This is a genomic window from Streptomyces sp. NPDC053493 (genome assembly GCF_044544825.1).
Lineage (GTDB): Bacteria > Actinomycetota > Actinomycetes > Streptomycetales > Streptomycetaceae > Streptomyces.
Window position 1 is genome coordinate 116,755 of the sequence record NZ_JBITXS010000007.1, and the last position, 20,884, is coordinate 137,638.

Below are 20,884 nucleotides of genomic sequence, written 5' to 3' on the forward strand. Positions count from 1 at the left end.
CATGGACATCCGCTCACTCGGCTACCTCCGCATCGGGACCACCGACCTCGCCGCCTGGCGCCGCTACACCCTCGACCTGCTCGGCATGGTCGAGGGCGTCGGCTCCACCGACACCACCCTCCACGTCCGCGTCGACGACCGGATCCGCCGCTTCTCCTTCGTCGCCACCGACGCCGACCGGCTCCTCGCGGCCGGCTTCGAGCTGCCGAACGCCCGCGCGCTCGCCGAGGCCGCCGAGGAACTCGAGGCCCACGGCTTCCCCGTCAAGCACGCCGACGACGCCACCCTCGCCGAACGCCGCGTCCAGGGCCTGATCCACGTCGACGACCCGGCCGGCAACCCGCTGGAGCTCTACTGGGGCCAGGCCCAGGACCACACCCCGCTCGGCACCCCGTACGGCAACCGCTTCGTCACCGGCGACCACCTGGGCCTCGGCCATGTGGTGCTGCCGGCCCCCGACATGGACTCCGCCGTCGCCTTCTACGAGCACCTGCTCGGCTTCCAGCTGCGCGACCGGATGAAGCTGCCGCCGGCCGCCGTGCCCACCGGCGAGCCCGGCCGCGACTTCTACTGGATGAACTTCCTCAGCCCCAACGCCCGCCACCACAGCCTCGGCCTCTATCCCGGCGCGCTGCCGCCCGGCATCGTCCACTTCATGGTCGAGACCGACTCGCTCGACGCCGTCGGCTACTGCCTGGACCGGATGAACGCCGCCGGCGTCCCGATCGCCTCCACGCTCGGCCGGCACTCCAACGACCACATGGTCTCCTTCTACGCCCAGGCGCCCGGCGGCTTCCAGGTCGAATACGGATGGGACGGCCTGCTCGTCGACCCGGCGTCCTGGACGACGAAGGAGATCACCGCCGACAGCCTGTGGGGCCACCAGTGGAACGGCTGACCGACGTCCTCGGGCACTTCGCCAGCGGCGTCGCGGTCGTCGCCGCGCGCGACCCCGGCGACGGGCGCGCGGCGGCGCTGGCCGTCCGGTCCTTCGCCTCGCTGTCCCTCGACCCGCCGCTCGTGCTGCTGTGCGTCGACCGCACCTCCGCCGCCTGGCCGGTGGCCGAGCGGGCGGGCCGCTTCGGCGTCTCGATCCTCGCCGAGGAACACCGGACCCTCGCCGACCGGGCCGACGGCGCCCACGGATCGGGCATGGCCCCCGGGTCCGACGCATCGGGCGGAGCAGACATGGCCGACCGGGCCGACGGCGCCCACGGCTCCCGCGGCTCGGACCCGGCCGACGGGACCGACTGGGCGGGCCTGCTCGCGGACGGCGCCGTCCACGTCGAGGGCGCCCTCGCCGTGCTCGACTGCGCCGTCCACACCGTCCACGAGGCCGGCGACCACCTCGTCGTCACCGCCCGGGTCCTCGCCCTCGACGCCCGCCCCGACGGCCGGCCCCTGCTCTCCTACCGCAGCGACTACACGACAGGAGTGTTCCCATGAACGACTACGACGTCGTGGTCGTCGGCTCCGGCGCGGCCGGCTTCGCCGCCGCCCTCACCGCGCGGCTGCGCGGACTGAGCGTGCTCGTCGTCGAGAAGACCGACCGTTACGGCGGCTCCACCGCCCTGTCCGGCGGGGCGATCTGGGTGCCCGGCAACCTCCACCTCGACGCCGCCGGCCTCGCCGACACCACCGAGAAGGCCCGCGCCTACCTCGACGCGACCGTCGGCGACCGCGTGCCGGCCGCCCGCAAGGAGGCGTATCTGCGCCACGGGCCGCGCATGGTGCGGGAGTTCCACGCACGCACCCGGGTCCGCTTCCGCTACACCCCGGGCTACTCCGACTACTTCCCCGAGGCGCTCGGCGGCATGGCACACGGCCGCTCCGTCGAGCCCGAGATCTTCGACCTGAAACGGCTCGGCCCGCTCGCCGCCGGCCTGCGCCGGGCCGGCCTCCCCACGTACGGGCTGACCATGACCTCGTACGACTTCCGCTTCCTCAACATGGCCGGCCGCACCTGGGCGGGCCGCCGCACCGCCGTACGGGTCGGGCTGCGCGCGGCCGGCGCGCGGCTGCGCGGGCGGGCCCTCGTCTCCCTCGGCGAGGCGCTGATCGCCCGCATGCGGCTCTCGCTGCACGAACTCGGCGGCGACCTGTGGCTCTCCGCGCCGCTCGCCGGACTGCTCACCGAGGACGACGGACGGGTCGCGGGCGTCCGGCTCGCCGACGGCCGCACCGTACGCGCCCGGCGCGGCGTCGTCCTCGCCTCCGGCGGCTTCTCGCACGACCAGGCCCTGCGCGAGAAGCACCTTCCGGCACCCACCTCGACCGCCTGGACGCACGCCGCCGAAGGCCAGACCGGTGACGCGCTGCGGCTCGGCGAGGAACTCGGCGCCGCGACCGACCTGCTGGACAAGGTGTGGGGCGCGCCGTCCGTCTGCCCGCCGGGCGAGAAACCGTTCTTCCTGGTCGCCGACCGCGGCATCCCCGGCATGATGATCGTGAACGCGGAGGGCGAGCGCTACGCCAACGAGGCGGCGCCCTACCACGCCTTCGTGGATCGGATGTACGCGTGCGACCGGCCCGGCGCGACGACCGTCCCGTCCTGGCTGGTCCTCGACGCCCGCTCCAAGGCCCGCTACATCTTCGCCGGGCTCTTCCCCGGACAGCCCTTCCCCAAGCGCTGGCACGGCTTCGTCCACTCCGCCCCGACCGTCGAGGAACTCGCCCGCACCATCGGCGCGCCCCGGCTGCCGGCCGCCGTCGCCCGCTTCAACGGCTTCGCCGAGCGGGGCGTCGACGAGGACTTCGGCCGCGGCGACTCCGTCTACGACCGATACTACGGCGATCCCACGCTGCGCAATCCCAACCTCGCACCGCTGACCAAGGGCCCCTTCCACGCCGTCCCCGTCCACCCGGGCGACATCGGCACCAAGGGCGGCCTGGTGACGGACGCCGACGCGCGGGTGCTGCGCGAGGACGGCACGGCGATCCGCGGCCTGTACGCGGCGGGCAACTGCTCCGCCGCCGTCATGGGCGACACGTACCCGGGCCCGGGCGCGACGATCGGTCCCGCGATGGCCTTCGCCTGGGCGGCGGTCGACGCGATGGCCGGTGAGGCGCGTTAGGGGAGTCTCGCCGGTGGTGAATCCTTTTCGGGTCCGCCCGCCTCTAGTCCGTGTACCGGCCGAAGGGGCCGGCGGAACAGGGAGGGAACACCCATGATGGTCACCGGGCTCGTCGTGATCGGAATCCTGCTCGTGGGCGCGTGCGTCTGGCATCTGACCCGGCGCTACCGGAGCCGAGGCTGACCGCGCTCCCGCACGGACGGATTTTCGGATACGAGTACCGCATGAAACGACGCTTCTCATGGCCGGACGAGCGGCTGATCAGGGCCGCGCAGGACGGCGACCTCACCTCGCTCACGACCGTGGTCATGGAATCGCAGCCGCATGTCCGCAGGTTCGCCCGCTCGCTGTGCGCCTCGCCGCAGGACGCGGAGGACGCGGCGCAGGAGGCGCTGATCATCCTCTACCGGAAGATCGGCACCTTGCGGGCCACCGGCGCGCTCGCCTCGTGGATGTTCCGGATCGTGCGCAACGAGTGCCTCCGGCACGTGCGGCTGCTCGTCGCGCGGAGCGAGGAGGCGGTGCCGGCGGACGCCGGAGCGCGGACGGCCACGGAACCCTCGGCAGAGGAGGAGGTGCTGCACCGCCTGGAGGCCCGCCGGATCGCGGCCGCGGTCGGCGCCCTGCCGCGCGACCAGCGGCAGGTCCTGGTCCTGCGCGACGTGCGGGGCCTGCCGGGCCGGACCGTCGCCCAGGCGCTCGGCCTGAGCGACGCCGCCATGAAGTCACGGCTGCACCGGGCGCGCGCGGCACTGCGGCACGCGCTCGCGTCGGCCGACCATCCGGAGGAGACCCATGAGCACGAACTACGCCAGTAAGTCCGTCCCGCGCCACCTGGCGCGCGGAGCCGTCGGCTTCGGGCTGATCATCGGCTCGATCGCACTGGTGCCCGTCGCGGGCCCGGCCACCCTCCTCGCGGCCCCGCTGGCCCTGATCGCCTTCCGCGGCTGCCCGACCTGCTGGATGGTCGGCCTGGCCCAGACCGTCTCGCGCGGCCGCCTGGAGCGCCGGTGCGAGGACGGCGTCTGCACCCTCACCAAGGCGTCTCCCGGCCGCGCGGAGCCGTCCGTCCCGGGCGGGCCCTGACGGCCGGCTCCGCCGGGCCTTGAGGGCGCCGGTCTCGTCGAGGCGTCTACCGGCCGCGCGGCGCCACCCGTCCCAGGCGGGGCCCTGACTGCCGGGTTCGCCAGGCCCGCAGGGTCTGCCAGGCGTTCCTGTCGGAGGGCGCCGGTCTCGTCGAGGCGTCTACCGGCCGCGGGGCGCCGTCCATTCCAGGCGGGTCCTGAGCCGCGGGTCCGCCAGGTGCTCCAGGGCGGCGAGGGCGGTCTCGCGGGCCGGCGAGTCCGGGGCGGCGGACGTCAGGACGCGGGTCAGGGCGTCGACGGCCCGCGGGTCCTGGCGGAGCGTCAGCCCGCGGGCCGCCTCGGCGGCCGTCTCCGGGTCCGGGTCCGCCAGCCGCGCCGCGAGGGCCTCGCGGACGACGGGCGTGTCGTCGGGAAGCTCGCCCAGCGCGAGCGTCGCCCAGTCGCGTACGCGCGGATCGTGGTCCCGGCTCAGCGCCACCAGCACACCGACGGCCTCCCCGTGGCCGGCCGGCACCAGGCCCGCGAGCGCCTCGGCCACCCGGCGCCGTACCTCGGCGTCCGGATGCCCGGCGAAGGCGAGCAGTTCGGGCACGGCGGATCCGTCCGCGCAGACGCCGAGCGCCGCGACGACGGACGCCGCCGGCTCAGCCGGGCCGCCGCCGGCGCCACTCGTCGTCTCCCGCTCGGCCGGCCCGCCGCCGGCGCCGCGCGTCGCTCCCCGCTCGGCCGTGCCTCCGTCCGCGCCGCTCCGTGCCTCCCGCTCGGCCGGCCCGCCGCCGGTGCCGCGCGTCGCTTCCCGACGTGCCAGCCGGCGCAGCACCGGCACCGCTCCGGTGCGGAAGCCGGGGGCGGCGGCCAGGAGTTGGGCGCCCAGGGCGCGGCGCAGCGGATCCGGGTGCTCGCACCAGGCGGTGGCCGCGGCGAGGACGGTCTCGTCGGCGCGGGCGGCGAGCGCGGCGACGGCCGTCGTCCAGTCGTCCTGTCCCGGGTCGCCGCAGCGCAGCGCCCGCCCGGCGAGTTCCTCGTGCGGCACGCGCAGCCCCAGGGCGCCCTCCAGGAGCGTGGCGACGGCGGCGTGCCCGGTCTGGCGTTCGTCGCCGCGGCCCGGCGCGCCGTCCTCGCGCAGCAGTTCGACGATCACCGTGGTGCCGCCGTCCTCGGGCACCCGCCGCACCACCGCCTCGTACGTCTCCCCGGCGCCGCCGCTCTCGACGAGCCCGCGCCGCAGCACCGCCGCCAGGTCGACGCCGATCCACCGCCGGGCCTCCGCGAGCGCCTGGCCGAGGATCACCTCGTCGCCGCCCGCGCCGTGGTCGAGCAAGCCCGTGACGCAGGAGGGCGAGCCGCGGCGGGCGGCGGCGACGAGCGGGGCGAGCCCGTCGGGGCCCGGCCGGTGCGGGTCCGCGCCCGCCTCGAGCAGCGCCCGCGCCGTGCTCGTGTGCCCGAGCCGCAGCGCCCAGGCGAGCGCGGTGAAACCGTATGCCTCCTCCTGGTCCGGGTCCGCGCCGGCCGCGAGCAGCGCCCTTACGACCTCGGTGTGGCCGCCGCAGGCGGCACCGCACAGCGGCAGGTCCCCGTCGTCCCCACCGCTCGCGCGGCCCGGGTCCGCGCCGGCGGCCAGCAGCAGGCGCACGGCGACCGGCTGGTTTCCGACGGCCGCCCGGTACAGCGCCGTCTCGCCGTCGTCCCTGCTCTCCGCGTCCGCTCCCTCGCGCAGGGCCCGGACCACCCCGTCGTCGTCCCCGGTCCACAGCGCTTCGAACAACGTGCTGGTGCTCATGCGCCGACCCTCGCCCGGGGCACCCGAACGGCGCAAATCCTTTGCCGGGTGGTTACGGTGCGCACTCCAGGACCGTGCGGCACACCCCGCACCGGGCGTCGACCCGGCCCCGCCGCTCCGGCGCGACCCGCAGCCGCTGCCCGCACACCGGGCACGGGAACACGCCGTCGCCGCCGGCCCGGGCCCGCCGCCGGGCCGCCCAGCCGGCGCCGGCGAGCGGCGGGCGCCGCCAGTCGCGGGCGGCCTCGGCCCGGCCCCGTACGAACGCCTCGTAGGCGACCGCGCTGGTGAACCAGGGTGACGGGTCCTCGGCGAACACCTCGGCCCGCTTGGCCAGCACGTAGCCGAACTCCTCCGGCGTCAGATAGCCCAGTTTCTGGCTGGACACGCCGTCCTGCCGGAAGGCGTCGAGGAGCAGCCAGCCCGCGCCGAGGTAGGTGGTGACGACATCGGTGAGGATCTCGTTCTCGGCAGTGGTGGGAAAGGCGAGGCCGAGGCGGTGGAGGAAGACGTGGGTGACCTCGTGGGCGAGGGCGGCGCCGATGTCGCGGCGGTGGGCCGGACGGGCGAAGCGCTCGTTGAGCTCGACGAAGTACTCCGGGCCCGCGGACAGTTCGACGCTCGCCGCGTGCTCCATCGCACGGAAGCTCACCACCAGGCGCGCGTCGGGCAGCCGCAGGTGGCGGACGAGGGCGCGGGCGGCGCGCTGGGCGCCGAGGTGGGGCTGCGCCGCCGGGTCCTCGACGGCGACGGCGACGGCGTGGGCCGGGACGCTGGGCTCGTAGCGCCGTACGCCGTCCGGGGAGAGGCGCTTGTAGAGCGCGGCGATCGAGGCGCGGACCGTGTCGAGGTGCGGGAAGCCGCGGACGACGGGGGAGACTTCATCGCTGTGCGGCACGTACGGCACGCCGGACCACCCCCCTGCCGTCCAGGGTACGGGCGCCGTCCCCGGTACGGGTGGGCGTCGGCATACCTCCGGGTGTCCTCCATCTGGCCGAAAAGGCCGCCTTGTGACGCCCGTTGCGCGCTGTTCATAATCCGGACCAGGTTTTGACGGGCTCATGCCATCAAGATCCGACCCCCCACGAGAGAAGGCAGTCACATGCAGAAGAACAGACTCGTCCGTGCCCTGCAGAAACTCGCCGCGGCCGGCGCCGTCGTCCTCGCCGCCGTCAGCCTCCAGCCCACCACCGCCTCGGCCGCGCCCGCCCCGGTCGTCGGCGGCACCCGCGCCGCCCAGGGCGAGTTCCCCTGGATGGTCAGGCTCTCCATGGGCTGCGGCGGCTCCCTGATCACACCTCAGGTCGTGCTCACCGCCGCCCACTGCGTCAGCGGCTCCGGCAACAACACCAGCATCACCGCCACCGCCGGCGTCGTCGACCTCCAGTCCAGCAGCGCCATCAAGGTCCGCTCCACCAAGGTCTACCAGGCCCCCGGCTACAACGGGCAGGGCAAGGACTGGGCCCTCATCAAGCTCGCCTCACCCATCAACAGCCTGCCGAACCTGAAGATCGCCGACACCACCGCCTACAACAGCGGCACCTTCACCGTCGCCGGCTGGGGCGCCACCACCGAAGGCGGCGGCCAGCAGCGCTACCTGCGCAAGGCGACCGTCCCCTTCGTCTCCGACGCCGCCTGCCAGGCCGCGTACGGCAGCTCCCTCGTCCCGAGCGAGGAGATCTGTGCCGGCTTCGACCAGGGCGGCGTCGACACCTGCCAGGGCGACTCCGGCGGCCCGATGTTCCGCAAGGACAACAACGGCGCCTGGATCCAGGTCGGCATCGTGAGCTGGGGCGAGGGCTGCGCCCGCGCCGGCTACCCCGGCGTCTACACCGAGGTCTCCACCTTCGCCTCCGCGATCAAGTCCGCGGCGGCGTCCCTGTAACACCGCCCCCCACCCGAGCCGTACGAGGTGCCCGGGGCCGGCCGGCCCCGGGCACCTCCGCGCTCAGGCGAGCTCCACCGCGCCGCCCGCCCCGCCCTCCAGCTCCAGGACCCACACCTCGTTCGCGCCCTCCCGCAGCACCGGCCCCGGCACGAACAAGGACTCCTGCGGGCCCGTGTTCCAGTAGCGCCCCAGGCAGAAGCCGTTCACCCACACGAAGCCCCGGGTCCAGCCCGGCAGCCGCAGCGCCGCGTCACCCGGAGCCGGAACCTCGACCGCGGCCCGGTAGAGCCCCGGCCCGGCACCGGCCGGCCCGGCACCGGCCGGCACCGGCCCGCACGGCACCTTCGCCACCGCCTCCGGCCCGAACGCGTCCAGCCGCAGCCCCCGCGCCCGCACCCCGTGCAGATACTGGCGCTCGTGCCGCATGCCGCCCGTCACACCCTTCGGCTCCGCCAGCCGCGGCCCGTAGTTGACCCGGCCCAGCGACTCCACCCACAGCTCCACCACCGCGGGACCCGCCACCGGCTCCGGCAGCTCCGCCTCCTCCGTGTCGAGCACACCCGCCAGAACGCCGTCCACGTACACCGTCGCCCGGTCCCGCAGCCCTGACACCGCCAGCGGATACGGCTGCCGCGGCCCCGGCACCTCCAGCCGGTAGCGCACCAGACCGCGGTCCACACCCAGCTCCTCGAAGGTCGGCGGGAGCGGCGTGTCCGACTCCTCGTCACCGAGGACCTCCAGGACCTCCGCCAGCGGCGCCCAGTCCGCCGGCACACCCGCCGCCGGCGCCCCGATCCGGACCGGCGGCGCCGGCACCTCGGGCAGCGGCCCCTCCGCGTACCGCGCGAGCACCTCCCGGAACCGCCAGAACTTCTCCGTCGGCAGCCCCGCCTCGTCGACCGGCGCGTCGTAGTCGTACGACGTCACCGTCGGCCGCAGCGCGCCCTCGTGCAGCCGCCCCGACCGGTTCGCGCCCGCCCACCCGGCGAAGCTCGTCCCGCCGTGCGCCATGTAGACGTTGACCGACGCCCCGGACTCCAGGATCTCCCGCAGCGTCTCCGCCGCGTCCGCCGCGTCCCGCCCCACATGGCCCGTGCCCCAGTGGTCGAACCAGCCGCACCAGAACTCCATGCACATCAGCGGACCATCGGGCCGGTGCCGCCGCAGCACCTCGAACGCCTCCCGCGCACCCGACCCGAAGTTCACCGTCGCCAGCACGCCCGGCACCGAACCGCCCGTCAGCATGTGGTCCTCCGGACCGTCCGACGTGAACAGCGGCACCTCCACCCCGCACGCCACCAGCAGGTCCGCCACGTGCCGCAGATAGCCCGCGTCCGTGCCGTAACTGCCGTACTCGTTCTCCACCTGCACCAGCACCACCGGCCCGCCCCGCCCGATCTGCCGCTCCACCACCTGCGGAAGCAGCCGCCGGAACCAGCGGTCCACATGCACCAGGAACTCCGCGTCGTCCGTCCGCACCCGCCGCCCGAGCCGGCCCGTCAGCCAGTGCGGAAGCCCGCCGTTCTCCCACTCGGCGCAGATGTACGGACCCGGGCGCACGATCGCCCACATCCCGGCCCGCGCCACCGCGTCCAGGAACCGGCCCAGCTCCGCCACGTCCCCGTACCGGCCCGGCTCCGGCTCGTACAGATTCCACGGCACATACGTCTCGACACAGTTGAGACCCATCGCCCGCAGCATCCCGAGCCGGTGGTCCCACTGCTCCTCGTGCACCCGGAAGTAGTGCAGCGCCCCCGACAGCAGCCGCACCGGCCGCCCGTCGAGAAGGAAGTCCTCGTCACCCACCACGAACTGGCTGAACTCGCTCATGCGCCTCACCTTCGCCCTCTGGCGGCGGACCGGTCCATGGACAAAGATCGTCGCAGTTTGGACGTTCAGCACGACGGCGGGAACGCCGGTGTCAGGGAGGCGGCGCCGCGATGTACCACACCTGGATGCGCTACTTCACGCCCAGCCCCGTCCACCACCGCCTCGGACTGGTCTGCCTCGGCGTCGGACTCCAGCACGGCGCCCTGCCCACCGTCGGCCCGCGCACCCTCGACCACCACGTCGCCGTCCTCGTCACCTCCGGCAGCGGCTGGTACCGCGGCCCCGACGGCCGCCGCACCACCGTCACCGCGCCCGCCCTCATCTGGCTCACACCCGGCACGCCCCACCACTACTCCGCCGACCCCGCCACCGGCTGGGACGAGTCCTTCGTCGACTTCACCGGACCCGCCACCGCCACCTACACCGAACTCGGCTACATCGAACCCGACCGCCCCGTCGTCCCGCTCTCCGACGCCGGCCCCGCCCGCGCCGCCATCGGCCGCATCGCCCGCGCCGCCCGCCCGGGCAACCCGCTCCTCGAGGTCGAGACCGGCGCCGCCGTCCACGAACTGCTCGTCGCCCTGCGCCGCGCCCGCGCCGACACCAACGCCGACGGCGACCCCGTCCTCGCCGCCCTCGCCCGCGACGCCTTCTCCCGGCTCTCCGTCGCCGAACACGCCGCCCGGCACGGCATGACACCCGCCGAGCTGCGCACCGCCGTCCGCCGCGCCGCCGGCTGCAGCCCCAAGGACTACCTGCTGACCGTGCGCCTCGGCCGCGCCAAGGAACTCCTCGCCGCCACCGACCTGCCCGTCGCCGCCGTCGCCCGCCGGGTCGGCTACGACGACCCCGCCTACTTCTCCCGGCTCTTCACCCGCCGCGTCGGCACCGCGCCCATCCGCTTCCGCGAGCAGCAGGGCAGGACCGTGCCCGGAGGCTGGAGCAACACCGTTCCGGATCCCGAACACCCGCCCACCATCCTCACCGGATCCGGATAGGCTCGCTGGTCATGAGCGAGATCGACGAGTCCGTACGGGCCGAGCTGACCCGGCTGCGCGAGAGCATCGACAACATCGACGCGGCGGTGGTCCACATGCTCGCCGAGCGCTTCAAGTGCACCCAGCAGGTCGGCGTCCTCAAGGCCCGGCACGACCTGCCGCCGGCCGACCCGGCCCGCGAGGCCCGCCAGATCGCCCGGCTGCGGGAACTCGCCGAGAGCGCGAAACTGGACCCGGCGTTCGCGGAGAAGCTCCTGAACTTCATCATCGCCGAGGTCATCCGCCACCACGAGACCATCGCGGACGGAACGACCAAGGACACGACGACGGACGCGACGAAGAGCGCGACGACGACGGACGCGACGAAGGACGTAACGGCGAAGGAAGCGACGACGACGGACGGAGCGGCAGGCTGATGGCGCGCGTCACCGTATTCACCCTGGGGGGCACGATCTCCGCGCGGGGCGGTGACGCGGCCCGCATGACCGGCACCGAGGTCCTCGCCGGCCTCGGCGTCACCCCCGCCGGACCGACCGGCGTCGACATCGAGCTCCGCGACTTCCGGCGGGTCCCCAGCTCCTCGCTCTCCCTCGAGGACCTGACCGCCCTCGCCGACGAGATCGGCACGACCGTCGCCGGCGGCTCCGGCGTCGTCGTCGTCCAGGGCACCGACACCCTGGAGGAGACCGCCTTCCTCCTCGACCTGCTGTGCACCACCGAGGAACCCGTCGTCGTCACCGGCGCCATGCGCCGCCCCGACCTGCCCGGCGCCGACGGCCCCGCCAACCTGGCCGCCGCCCTCGCCGTCGCCGCCGACCCCGGCTGCCGCGGGCTCGGCGTCCTCGTCGTCCTCGCCGACGAGATCCACGCCGCCCGCTTCGCCCACAAGACCCACACCACCTCGGTCGCCACCTTCGCCTCACCCGGCGCCGGGCCCCTCGGCGCCGTCGTCGAGGGCGAACCGCGCATCCTGCTCCGCCCGGCCGCACCCACCCGGCTCTGCCCGCTGCGCCTCGACCCCGCCCTCCGCGTCGCGCTGCTCACCCTCACCGTCGGCGACCGCGGCGAACTCCTCGACACCGTCGCCGAACGCTACGACGGCCTGGTCGTCGCCGCCTTCGGCGCCGGACACGTGCCCGCCTGGCTCGTCGAACCGCTCGCCGCGCTCACCGAGCGCATGCCCGTCGTCCTCGCCTCCCGCACCGGCGCCGGCGCCACCCTCTCCCGCACCTACCGCGGCCCCGGCTCCGAACACGACCTGCTCCACCGCGGCCTGATCCCGGCCGGCCCGCTCGCCCCCGAGAAGGCCCGCCTGCTGCTGCACGCCCTGCTCTCCAGCGGCACCAAGGGCCCCGCCGGCTACGACCGCCCGCGCATCTCCGCCGCCTTCGCCCACCTCGACGGCACCGGACTGGCCTGACACCCCGCCTGAGCTCTTGGTGAACCACCCTCCCCCGGAGGGTGGCCATCAGGCAGCATGGGGCCCATGTCCGTACTGACGCGCGACGAAGCGCAGACCCGTGCCCAGCTCCTCGACGTCCACCACTACACCGTGGACCTCGACCTCACCACCGGCGACGAGACCTTCGAGTCCACCAGTCTCATCCGGTTCACCGCCCGCGCCGCCGGCACCACCTTCGTCGAGCTCAAGCCGGAAACCCTCCACTCGGCCACCCTCGACGGCGAGCCGCTCGACACCGCCGCCCTCGACGGCAACCGGCTCCCGCTGCGCCTCACCGAGGGCGAGCACACCCTCGCCGTCACCGCCACCATGCGCTACTCGCGCACCGGCGAGGGCATGCACCGCTTCACCGACCCCACCGACGGCGAGGCGTACGTCTACACCCAGCTGTTCATGGAGGACGTCCAGCGCGTCTTCGCCGCCTTCGACCAGCCCGACCTCAAGGCCGTCTTCGAGCTCTCCGTCACCGCGCCCGAAGGCTGGACCGTCCTGTCCAACGGCATCACCGAGCAGCAGCCCGACGGCCGCTGGAAGGCCGCGCCCACCCCGCTGCTGTCCACCTACTTCGTCTGCGTCGCCGCCGGCCCCTGGCACTCCGTGCGCACCGAGCACGCCGGCCTGCCCTTCGGCATCCACTGCCGGCGCTCCCTCGCGCCCCACCTCGACGCCGACGCCGACGAGATCATCGACATCACCAAGGCCTGCTTCGACCGCTTCCACGAGAAGTTCGACGAGCCCTACCCGTTCGACTCCTACGACCAGGCCTTCGTCCCCGAGTTCAACGCCGGCGCCATGGAGAACCCCGGACTCGTCACCTTCCGCGACGAGTTCGTCTTCCGCTCCGCCGTCACCGACACCGAGCGGATGACCCGCGCCATGGTCATCGCCCACGAGATGGCCCACATGTGGTTCGGCGACCTCGTCACCCTGCGCTGGTGGGACGACATCTGGCTGAACGAGTCCTTCGCCGAGTACATGGGCTTCCAGACCGTCAACGAGGCCTGCGCCGACCGCTTCGCCGACACCTGGATCGACTTCGGCGTCACCCGCAAGGCCTGGGGCTACGAGGCCGACCAGCGGCCCTCCACCCACCCCGTCGCACCCGACCCGGACGCCGTCCCCGACACCGCCTCCGCCCTCCTCAACTTCGACGGCATCTCCTACGCCAAGGGCGCCTCCGCGCTGCGCCAGCTCGTCGCCTGGATGGGCGAGAAGGACTTCCTCGCCGGCATCAACATCCACTTCAAGCGGCACAAGTTCGGCAACGCCACCCTCGCCGACTTCATCGACAACCTCGCCGCCGCCACCGACCGCGACGTCCACGGCTGGGCCGAGCAGTGGCTGCGCACCACCGGCGTCGACGTCCTCACGCCGCGCCTGGAGGGCGAGGGCAAGCAGTGGCGGCTCACCGTGGACCGCGACGGCAGCCGCCCCCACCGCCTCTCGGTGGGCGTCTACGACCGCGACGCCGCCGGCGACCTCGTGCTCCGCGAACGCCGCTCGGCCGACGTCCCGCACGACGCCGCCCTCGACCTGGCCGGACCCCGCCCCGCGCTCGTCGTCCTCAACGACGGCGACCTCACCTACGCCAAGATGCGCTTCGACGAGGTCTCCGAGGAGACCGCCCTGCGCGGCCTCTCCCGCATCCCCGACGCCCTCACCCGCGCCGTCGTCTGGAACGCGCTGCGCGACATGGTCCGCGACGGACAGCTCGAGCCGGCCTCCTACCTTCAGGCCGCCGAGGCCCACCTCCCCGAGGAGACGGACCTCGCCGTCGTCCAGGGCGTCCTCGGCTTCGCCCGTACGCAGATCGCCGATCGCTACGTCTCCGAGGCCGACCGCCCCGCCGCCCTCGCCACGATCTGCGAGATCGCCCGCGCCCTGCTGCGCCGCACCGAGGACGGCGAGGCGCCGGGCCTGCGCCTGACCGCCGTGCGCACCTTCATCGACAGCGCCACCACGCCCGACAAGATCGCCTCCTGGCTCGCCGACGGCACCGTCCACGGCGGCCCCGAGCTCGACCCGGAGCTGCGCTGGCGCATCCTCGCCCGCCTCGCCGTCCTCGGCGCCACCGACGAGGACGCCATCGCCGCCGAACTCGCCCGCGACACCAGCGCCACCGGCCAGGAAGGCGCGGCCCGCTGCCGCGCCGCCCTGCCGACGCCGGAGGCGAAGGAGGCCGCCTGGTCGGCCATGTTCGCGTCGGACGACCTGTCGAACTACCTGTTCACGGCCACGGCGCAGGGCTTCTGGAAGCCCGAACAGGCCGATCTGGTAAGCGACTACGTCGGCCGCTTCTACCCCGACGCCGTCGCCATGGCCGGGCGCCGCAGCCCCGCGATGGCCGAGGCGGCCGGACGCTGGGCCTTCCCGTCGTACGCCGTCGACGCGGAGTCCCTGGCCCTCGGCGAGCGCCACCTGGCCGACGACGAGATGATCCCGGCCCTCCACCGCAAGCTGGTGGACCAGCTGGACGACCTGCGCCGGGCACTGCGGGTACGCGGCGAAAAGGCCTGACACGGGGGCCGGGCCTGGCCCGGCCTACACGGGGCCCGAGGCCCAGTCCCAGCCGGTGAGCGCCGCGTGCATCAGGCGCGCGGCGCCCGTCGGACGGCCGTCCGCGTACCGCAGCAGGGTGAGGGTGCGCCGGCAGTCCGCGCCGTCGACGGAGATCCAGGCGACCGGGGCACGCGTCGCGCTGCGCCGGGCCATGTCCGGAATCAGCCCGATGCCGAGCCCCGCCGCCACCAGGATCGCCGTGGCGCTGGGCTCGTCGCCCTCGCACACGATCCTCGGCGGCGCCAGGTCGTGCACGGCGAACAGCCGGTCGAGGAGCCGCCGCTGCCAGTGCCCCGTACGCGTGGTGACGAAGGGCTGGCCGGCGAGCTCGGGCACGCTCACCGAGCTGCGGCCGGCCAGCACGAGAGGATGGTCGAGCGGCGCGACCACCCACACCTCCTCGTCCAGCAGCCGCACCGCCTCCAGGCCCTCCGGCGGAACCGGCTGCGAGGCCACGCAGAGATCGACCTCCCGCGCCCGCAGCCGACGGCCCATCTCCTGGGCCTCCAGCTGATGGAGCTCGACCTCCACCGACGGATGCGCCCGCTTGAACGCCGCGAGCGGCCCGGTCAGCGTGAGGAAGGTCTCCGAGGCCAGCCGTACGGTCCCGAACTCCCCGCCCGCCAGCGCGGCCACCGCCCGGGTCCCCGCGTCCAGCTCCCCGAGCGCGCGCTCGGCATGCCGCAGGAACACCCGGCCGGCGTCGTTCAGCCGCAGCCGCCCGGCCCGGTCGAACAGCGGCGTGCCCAGTTCGCTCTCCAGACGGGCGACCGTGCGGCTCAACGACGGCTGGGCCACCCGGAGTTCCTCGGCCGCACGGCTCAGGTGCTCCAGCCGCGCCACCACGACGAACTGCCGGAGCGCGTGGAGATCCATCATGCCTCCCGAGGTATGCCCGCATAGCAGAATTGATCTTGGACACGATACTGCGCGGGCTCCTAGCGTCGGAGGCGTTCACGAACCGACAGCAGGGGAGTGCCTCATGGCCGTGAGACCCGTCGACGGCGCGCTACGCGCCGTCGTCACCGCGCACGTGGTGGCCGTCTTCGGACAGCCGGTGTTCGCCGGCGTCTATCTCAGCGGCGACTTCGACGGCCTGCGCTGGCACGGCGTGGGCGCCGACGTCGTCACCTCCCTGTGCCTCGTGCAACTGGTCGTCGCGATCGTCGTCTTCATACGGCTGCGCCGGGTCTGGCCGCTGCTCGTCACGCTGGCCCTGACGGTGGCCGAGACCGTGCAGTACTTCGCCGGCACCGCCGGCGCGCTGTGGCTGCACATACCGCTCGGCGTCTTCACCGTCGCCGCCGTCACCGTGCTGTTCGTCGGCGTGTGGCGCCGGCCGCTCGCCCGCCGCCCGCAGGCGCCGCGCTCGGAGGCCGTCGATGCCTGAGATGAGCCGACGACAGCTCCTCGCCCTCGGCGGGGCGCTCGGAGTGATGGCGGCCGGCGGGCTCGGCGTCGCGGCCGGCCTGGGCCGGCGCCCGGCGGTCACCGGCGCCGAACTGCGCAGCGCCGTACCGCTGCCGCCGCCGTTCCGCACACCGCTGCCGCTGCCCGCCGTCCTCGAGCCGGCCCGCCGGTCGGGCGGCGCCGACCACTACGAGATCGTCCAGCGCGAGGTGACCGCCGAGATCCTGCCCGGCGTCAGGACGCCGCTGTGGACCTACGGCGGCACCTTCCCCGGGCCCACGATCGAGTCCCGCCGCGGCCGGCCGGTCGTCGTGACCCACCGCAACGAGCTGCCCGTGCCGACCGTCGTCCACCTGCACGGCGGCCGGACACCGGCCGCGTCGGACGGCTACCCGACGGACCTCGTCCTGCCCCGCGGCTGGCCGGCGGCCGGCGGCGGCCACCCGGGCCACCACGGCACGTCCATGCACGACCCGCGGGCCGTGACGACGGAACTGACCCGCGACTACACCTTCCCGATGGACCAACGGCCCGCCCTGCTCTGGTACCACGACCACCGCATGGACTTCACCGCACCGGCGATCTGGCGGGGCCTGGCCGGACTGCACATCGTCCGCGACGACGCCGAGGACGCGCTCGGCCTGCCCGCCGGCCCGCGCGAACTGCCGCTCGTCATCACGGACCGTGCCTTCGCCGCCGACGGCAGCCTCGCCTACCCGTCCCTCGACCCCACCCTGCGCGGCCGCCCGGGCGTCGAGGAGCCCTACCTCGCCGGCGTCCTCGGCGACGTCGTCCTCGTCAACGGCGCCCCCTGGCCCGTCCACGAGGTCGACGCCGCCCGCCACCGGCTGCGCGTCCTGAACGCCTCCAACGCCCGGCACTACGACCTCGCCCTCACCGACGCCGACGGCCGCACCGCCGAACTCGTCCAGATCGGCTCCGACCAGGGCCTGCTCGCGGCCCCGGTGAAGCACCACCACCTGCCCGTCGCACCGGCCGAACGCTACGACGTCGTCGTCGACTTCTCCCGCTTCGCCGTCGGCAGCCTCGTGACCCTCGTCAACCGCCTGGGCTCCGGCCGTACGAAGGACGTGATGGCCTTCCGGATCGCCCGCACGGCCCGCGACGACAGCCGCGTCCCCGGCGTCCTGTCCACCGACCTGCCGGCCTGGAGCCGCGCCGACGCGGTCCGCGTCCGCGACTTCTCCTTCCGCGCCGGCCGCATGGGCGAGGACGACCGGCACGGCTGGCTCATCGGCGGCTGGCCCTTCGACCCGGCCCGCTCCGACGTCCGGGTCCGCCTCGGCGACGTCGAGGTCTGGCGCCTGGTCGCCGACGTCCACCACCCCGTCCACCTCCACCTCACCGGCTTCCGCATCCTCTCCCGCGGCGGCAAACCGCCCCTGCCCCACGACGCGGGCCTGAAGGACACGGTCTCCCTCCGCCCCGGCGAATCCGCCGAACTCCTCACCCGCTGGGACGGCTACCGCGGCCGCTACCTCTTCCACTGCCACAACGCGGAACACGAGGACATGGGCATGATGGCCAACCTGGAAGTGACCTGACCCCACCCCCCCCCGCGCCCCCGCCGCGTGGGCGCGTGCCGTCGGCCCGGGCACGACCAGTCGCCTGGTTGTGGGCAATCGTCCCGCAGGGCGGGACGGGTGGGCACAACCCGACCACCGGGCCGCACCCGAACGGCCACCCCGAGGCGCCGCACCTGCGCGGACGCGCACTCACCGCGCCGTTCGGGGCGCCCGACCGCGCCGCACCCGCGCGGCCGCGCAAGCCCGCCGGCCGAGGCAGCCCGGCCCACGGCCCGCGCGCCGCCCGCGCAAGGACGCCCCGCCCGCCGGCCCACGGCCGCGTCGCGCGCCGCCCGCGCGCCGGACCCGCCCCGTCCACCCCCATGTCCCCCGTTCGGGTCACAGTCCCGCCCTCTCCGGACACACCGCCAGAAACCCCGGCACCCTGTCGTCCATGCGTGCCGCACACCTCGCCGGAGGCGTCTCCGGGCCCGACGCTCTTCGTCCGCTGCTGGACACCGTCCTCGACGCCCTGCGCGACGGCGCCGTCGCACGGGGCGGGCCGTTGCCCGGCGGAGGGCCGAAGGGCGTGGCGGACCGCGTGCGGGAGTCGGTCGGCGCGGTGCTGCCGGAGCAGGGCGCCGGCGCCGACGAGGCGCTCCGCGTCGTCGTGCACGCGCTGGCCGCCGGCGCCGCCGACCCCGCCCACCCGCTCTGCGCCGCCCACCTGCACACCCCGCCGCTCGCCCTCGCCGCCGCCGCCGATCTCGCCGCGTCCGTCCTCAATCCGTCCCTCGACTCCTGGGACCAGGCCCCCGCCGCCTCCGCGCTCGAAGCGCTGGTCACGGCCGCCGTCGCCGCCGAGGTCCATCCCACCGCCCCCGCCCCCGACGCCCTCGTCACCACCGGCGGCACCGAGTCCAACCAGCTCGCCCTGCTCCTCGCCCGCGAGCGGCACCCCGCCGTCCGCACCGTCGTCGGCGCCAACGCCCACCACTCCTTCCACCGCGCCGCCTGGCTCCTCGGCCTGCCCGAACCCGTGGTCGTCCCGGCCCCGAGCGGCACCGTCGACCTCGTCGCCCTCGACGAGGCGCTCACCGACCTCACCGGCCCCACCCTCGTCGTCGCGACCGCCGGCACCACCGACGCCGGCCTGATCGACCCGCTCCCCGAGATCGCCGACCTGTGCGCCGCGCACGGCCACGCCGACCTGCACGTCGACGCGGCCTACGGCGGCCCGGTCCTCTTCAGCGACACCCACCGCCGCCTCCTCACCGGCCTCGAACGGGCCCGCACCGTCACCGTCGACCTGCACAAACTGGGCTGGCAGCCGGCCGCCGCCGGACTCCTCGCCGTACGCGACGCCGCCGACCTCGCCGTACTCGGGCACACCGCCGACTATCTGAACGCCGACGACGACACCGACGCCGGCCTGCCCGACCTCCTCGGCCGCTCCCTGCGCACCACCCGCCGCCCCGACGTCCTCAAGACCGCCGTCACCCTGCGCGCCCTCGGCCGCACCGGCCTCGGCGCGCTCGTCGACGCCTGCATGGCGCGCGCCCAGCACCTCGCCGACCTCGTGGAGAAGGCCCCCGGCCTGGAGCTGTACGCCCGCCCCGCCCTCACCACCGTCCTCTTCCGGCCCTACGACGCCACCGACACCACCGTCGCCGAGATCCGCCGCACCCTCCTCACCGAAGGCCGCGCCGTCCTCGGCCGGGCCGTCGCCGACGGCCGGCTGTGGCTCAAGGCCACCCTGCTCCACCCCCACGCCACCCCCGGCGACCTCGCAGAGATCCTCACCCTCGTGGAAGGCGGCACCCACCGATGACCGGCAGCACCGGCCCCACCGGCCCCACCGGCAGCACACCCCCGCACGACCACTCCCGCCCGTACGACCTGGTGGGCGTCGGCATCGGCCCGTTCAACCTCTCGCTCGCCGCGCTCGCCCACGGCGTCCCCGGCGGCCTCGCCACCGCCTTCTACGAGCAGCGCCCCGCCTTCCACTGGCATCCCGGCCTGCTCATCGACGGCTCCACCCTCCAGGTCCCGTTCCTGGCCGACCTCGTCACCCTCGCCGACCCGGCCAGCCCCTGGACCTTCCTCAACTACCTGCGCTCCCGCGACCGCCTCTTCCCGTTCTACTTCGCCGAGAAATTCCACATCCAGCGCGCCGAATACGACGCCTACTGCCGCTGGGCCAGCGAGAAGATCCCCGGCCTCCACTTCGGCCACCAGGTCGACTCCGTACGCTGGAACCCCGAACGGCGCCTGTTCGAAGTCGACTTCACCCAACTCGACGCCGACGGCGAGGCCGAGGCGCTGGGCCGCTCCTACACCCGCAACGTCGTCCTGGGCGTCGGCACCGAGCCCTACGTCCCCGAGCCGCTGCGCCCGCTCGCCGAGGCCCCCGGCGTGCCCGTGATCCACTCCGCCGACTACCTCACCCACCGCGAGACACTCCTCGCCGCCGGGCACGTCACCGTCATCGGCTCCGGCCAGTCCGGCGCCGAGATCTTCCTCGACCTGCTGCGGGCCCGCCCCGCCGGCGCGGAACGCCTGCACTGGCTGGCCCGCACCGAGGCCTTCGCCCCGATGGAGTACTCCAAGCTCGGCCTGGAACACTTCACACCCGACTACACCCGCTACTTCCACGCCCTGCCCGAACACATCCGCGGCGAACTCGTGCCCCGCCAATGGCAGTTGCACAAGGGCATCGACGCCGACACCATCGCCGCCATCCACGACGAGCTCTACCGCCGCACCCTGCACGGCGGCTGGCCGGACGCCGTCCTCACCCCCGGCGTCCGGGTCCGCACCGCCGGCCGGGTGGCCACCACCCAGGTCGAGCTCCACCTGGAACACGTCCAGCAGACCGCCCGCAGCCGCCTCACCACCGACGCCGTCGTCCTGGCTACCGGCTACCGCGAACGCCCCGTCGACCGCATGCTCGCCGGCCTCGACCCGTACCTGCGCCACGACTCCGCCGGCCGCGCCCGCATCGACGCCGCCTACCGCCTCGTCCTCGACGAATCCGTCGGCGGCTCGGTCTACGTCCAGAACGCCGAACGCCACACCCACGGCGTCGGCGCCCCCGACCTGGGCCTGGCCGCCTGGCGCAGCGCGGTCATCCTCAACTCGCTCACCGGCAAGGAGCCCTACCCGCTGCCACGCCGCACCGCCTTCACCACCTTCGGCCTGGACACGCGAGAGGCGCCGAGCATCCCGGCCCAGGACCGGAAGCTGACGCCTCTCGTACAGCAGTGACGAAC

At 74.6% G+C, this 20,884-nt stretch carries 18 protein-coding genes; 14 read left to right on the plus strand and 4 right to left on the minus strand.

What is annotated here, in order from left to right; all coding sequences use genetic code 11:
* Position 1 precedes the first annotated feature (1 nt).
* From ACIGO8_RS21265 to ACIGO8_RS21285, 5 genes are all read left to right on the plus strand, one after another.
* Positions 2 to 898, plus strand: a complete 897-nt coding sequence (locus ACIGO8_RS21265) for a VOC family protein (protein WP_399732729.1) — start codon at positions 2 to 4, stop codon at positions 896 to 898.
* Positions 886 to 1,446 (plus strand): flavin reductase family protein, encoded by a 561-nt coding sequence (locus tag ACIGO8_RS21270; RefSeq protein ID WP_399732732.1) that lies wholly within the window; start codon positions 886 to 888, stop codon positions 1,444 to 1,446. Before ACIGO8_RS21265 ends, ACIGO8_RS21270 begins: the two co-directional genes overlap by 13 nt.
* Complete coding sequence (locus ACIGO8_RS21275) at positions 1,443 to 3,074, plus strand: FAD-dependent oxidoreductase (RefSeq protein WP_399732735.1); 1,632 nt, start codon at positions 1,443 to 1,445, stop codon at positions 3,072 to 3,074. Before ACIGO8_RS21270 ends, ACIGO8_RS21275 begins: the two co-directional genes overlap by 4 nt.
* 224 nt (positions 3,075 to 3,298) lie before the next feature.
* On the plus strand, positions 3,299 to 3,892 hold the full coding sequence (locus ACIGO8_RS21280; RefSeq protein ID WP_399732738.1) for an RNA polymerase sigma factor: 594 nt from the start codon (positions 3,299 to 3,301) through the stop codon (positions 3,890 to 3,892).
* Positions 3,870 to 4,160, plus strand: a complete 291-nt coding sequence (locus ACIGO8_RS21285) for a hypothetical protein (RefSeq protein ID WP_399732741.1) — start codon at positions 3,870 to 3,872, stop codon at positions 4,158 to 4,160. Before ACIGO8_RS21280 ends, ACIGO8_RS21285 begins: the two co-directional genes overlap by 23 nt.
* 159 nt (positions 4,161 to 4,319) lie before the next feature.
* Here the strand turns inward: ACIGO8_RS21285 and ACIGO8_RS21290 are convergent, their stop codons facing one another.
* Positions 4,320 to 5,939 carry an ankyrin repeat domain-containing protein gene (locus tag ACIGO8_RS21290; RefSeq protein ID WP_399732744.1) on the minus strand — a complete coding sequence of 540 codons (1,620 nt, stop codon included), beginning with the start codon at positions 5,937 to 5,939 and terminating at the stop codon, positions 4,320 to 4,322.
* 52 nt (positions 5,940 to 5,991) lie between these two features.
* Positions 5,992 to 6,837, minus strand: a complete 846-nt coding sequence (locus ACIGO8_RS21295) for a hypothetical protein (RefSeq protein ID WP_399733360.1) — start codon at positions 6,835 to 6,837, stop codon at positions 5,992 to 5,994.
* A 204-nt stretch (positions 6,838 to 7,041) separates the two neighbouring features.
* Here ACIGO8_RS21295 and ACIGO8_RS21300 point away from each other — a divergent pair, with 204 nt between their 5' ends.
* Entirely contained in the window at positions 7,042 to 7,824 is a 783-nt protein-coding gene (locus ACIGO8_RS21300) for a S1 family peptidase (RefSeq protein WP_399732746.1), read from the plus strand.
* Between the two features lie 63 nt (positions 7,825 to 7,887).
* Here ACIGO8_RS21300 and ACIGO8_RS21305 read toward each other — a convergent pair whose 3' ends face one another.
* Positions 7,888 to 9,657: a beta-galactosidase family protein gene (locus ACIGO8_RS21305; RefSeq protein WP_399732749.1), complete on the minus strand. Its 1,770-nt coding sequence runs from the start codon at positions 9,655 to 9,657 to the stop codon at positions 7,888 to 7,890.
* Positions 9,658 to 9,767: 110 nt separating this feature from the next.
* On the opposite strand from ACIGO8_RS21305, the gene ACIGO8_RS21310 reads away from it, so the two are divergent.
* From ACIGO8_RS21310 to pepN, 4 genes are all read left to right on the plus strand, one after another.
* A complete protein-coding gene (locus ACIGO8_RS21310; protein WP_399732752.1) occupies positions 9,768 to 10,655 on the plus strand; it encodes a helix-turn-helix domain-containing protein in 888 nt (295 codons plus the stop codon).
* 5 nt (positions 10,656 to 10,660) lie between these two features.
* Positions 10,661 to 11,071: a chorismate mutase gene (locus ACIGO8_RS21315; protein WP_399733363.1), complete on the plus strand. Its 411-nt coding sequence runs from the start codon at positions 10,661 to 10,663 to the stop codon at positions 11,069 to 11,071.
* On the plus strand, positions 11,071 to 12,075 hold the full coding sequence (locus ACIGO8_RS21320) for an asparaginase (protein ID WP_399732755.1): 1,005 nt from the start codon (positions 11,071 to 11,073) through the stop codon (positions 12,073 to 12,075). Before ACIGO8_RS21315 ends, ACIGO8_RS21320 begins: the two co-directional genes overlap by 1 nt.
* A 66-nt stretch (positions 12,076 to 12,141) precedes the next feature.
* On the plus strand, positions 12,142 to 14,634 hold the full coding sequence (gene pepN, locus ACIGO8_RS21325) for an aminopeptidase N (RefSeq protein WP_399732758.1): 2,493 nt from the start codon (positions 12,142 to 12,144) through the stop codon (positions 14,632 to 14,634).
* A gap of 24 nt (positions 14,635 to 14,658) precedes the next feature.
* On the opposite strand, the gene ACIGO8_RS21330 is transcribed toward pepN, so the two are convergent.
* On the minus strand, positions 14,659 to 15,555 hold the full coding sequence (locus tag ACIGO8_RS21330) for a LysR family transcriptional regulator (RefSeq protein WP_399732761.1): 897 nt from the start codon (positions 15,553 to 15,555) through the stop codon (positions 14,659 to 14,661).
* A 103-nt stretch (positions 15,556 to 15,658) separates the two neighbouring features.
* Here ACIGO8_RS21330 and ACIGO8_RS21335 point away from each other — a divergent pair, with 103 nt between their 5' ends.
* The 4 genes from ACIGO8_RS21335 (at position 15,659) to ACIGO8_RS21350 (ending at position 20,879) form a co-directional block, all read left to right on the plus strand.
* Entirely contained in the window at positions 15,659 to 16,066 is a 408-nt protein-coding gene (locus ACIGO8_RS21335; protein ID WP_399732764.1) for a hypothetical protein, read from the plus strand.
* A gap of 1 nt (position 16,067) precedes the next feature.
* Positions 16,068 to 17,651, plus strand: a complete 1,584-nt coding sequence (locus tag ACIGO8_RS21340; protein ID WP_399732766.1) for a multicopper oxidase family protein — start codon at positions 16,068 to 16,070, stop codon at positions 17,649 to 17,651.
* Positions 17,652 to 18,066: 415 nt separating this feature from the next.
* Complete coding sequence (locus ACIGO8_RS21345) at positions 18,067 to 19,443, plus strand: pyridoxal phosphate-dependent decarboxylase family protein (protein WP_399732768.1); 1,377 nt, start codon at positions 18,067 to 18,069, stop codon at positions 19,441 to 19,443.
* Positions 19,440 to 20,879, plus strand: coding sequence for a lysine N(6)-hydroxylase/L-ornithine N(5)-oxygenase family protein (locus ACIGO8_RS21350; protein ID WP_399732771.1), 1,440 nt, complete (start codon positions 19,440 to 19,442; stop codon positions 20,877 to 20,879). Before ACIGO8_RS21345 ends, ACIGO8_RS21350 begins: the two co-directional genes overlap by 4 nt.
* Positions 20,880 to 20,884 lie beyond the last annotated feature (5 nt).

What these genes read in the sequence shown, in the direction of transcription:
- ACIGO8_RS21265 (WP_399732729.1), top strand. Translation starts at nt 2, where the DNA reads ATGGACATCCGCTCACTCGGCTACCTCCGCATCGGGACCACCGACCTC.
- ACIGO8_RS21275 (WP_399732735.1), top strand. Translation starts at nt 1,443, where the DNA reads ATGAACGACTACGACGTCGTGGTCGTCGGCTCCGGCGCGGCCGGCTTC.
- ACIGO8_RS21280 (WP_399732738.1), top strand. Translation starts at nt 3,299, where the DNA reads ATGAAACGACGCTTCTCATGGCCGGACGAGCGGCTGATCAGGGCCGCG.
- ACIGO8_RS21285 (WP_399732741.1), top strand. Translation starts at nt 3,870, where the DNA reads ATGAGCACGAACTACGCCAGTAAGTCCGTCCCGCGCCACCTGGCGCGC.
- ACIGO8_RS21290 (WP_399732744.1), bottom strand. Translation starts at nt 5,939, where the DNA reads ATGAGCACCAGCACGTTGTTCGAAGCGCTGTGGACCGGGGACGACGAC.
- ACIGO8_RS21300 (WP_399732746.1), top strand. Translation starts at nt 7,042, where the DNA reads ATGCAGAAGAACAGACTCGTCCGTGCCCTGCAGAAACTCGCCGCGGCC.
- ACIGO8_RS21305 (WP_399732749.1), bottom strand. Translation starts at nt 9,657, where the DNA reads ATGAGCGAGTTCAGCCAGTTCGTGGTGGGTGACGAGGACTTCCTTCTC.
- ACIGO8_RS21310 (WP_399732752.1), top strand. Translation starts at nt 9,768, where the DNA reads ATGTACCACACCTGGATGCGCTACTTCACGCCCAGCCCCGTCCACCAC.
- ACIGO8_RS21320 (WP_399732755.1), top strand. Translation starts at nt 11,071, where the DNA reads ATGGCGCGCGTCACCGTATTCACCCTGGGGGGCACGATCTCCGCGCGG.
- pepN (WP_399732758.1), top strand. Translation starts at nt 12,142, where the DNA reads ATGTCCGTACTGACGCGCGACGAAGCGCAGACCCGTGCCCAGCTCCTC.
- ACIGO8_RS21330 (WP_399732761.1), bottom strand. Translation starts at nt 15,555, where the DNA reads ATGATGGATCTCCACGCGCTCCGGCAGTTCGTCGTGGTGGCGCGGCTG.
- ACIGO8_RS21335 (WP_399732764.1), top strand. Translation starts at nt 15,659, where the DNA reads ATGGCCGTGAGACCCGTCGACGGCGCGCTACGCGCCGTCGTCACCGCG.
- ACIGO8_RS21340 (WP_399732766.1), top strand. Translation starts at nt 16,068, where the DNA reads ATGAGCCGACGACAGCTCCTCGCCCTCGGCGGGGCGCTCGGAGTGATG.
- ACIGO8_RS21345 (WP_399732768.1), top strand. Translation starts at nt 18,067, where the DNA reads ATGCGTGCCGCACACCTCGCCGGAGGCGTCTCCGGGCCCGACGCTCTT.
- ACIGO8_RS21350 (WP_399732771.1), top strand. Translation starts at nt 19,440, where the DNA reads ATGACCGGCAGCACCGGCCCCACCGGCCCCACCGGCAGCACACCCCCG.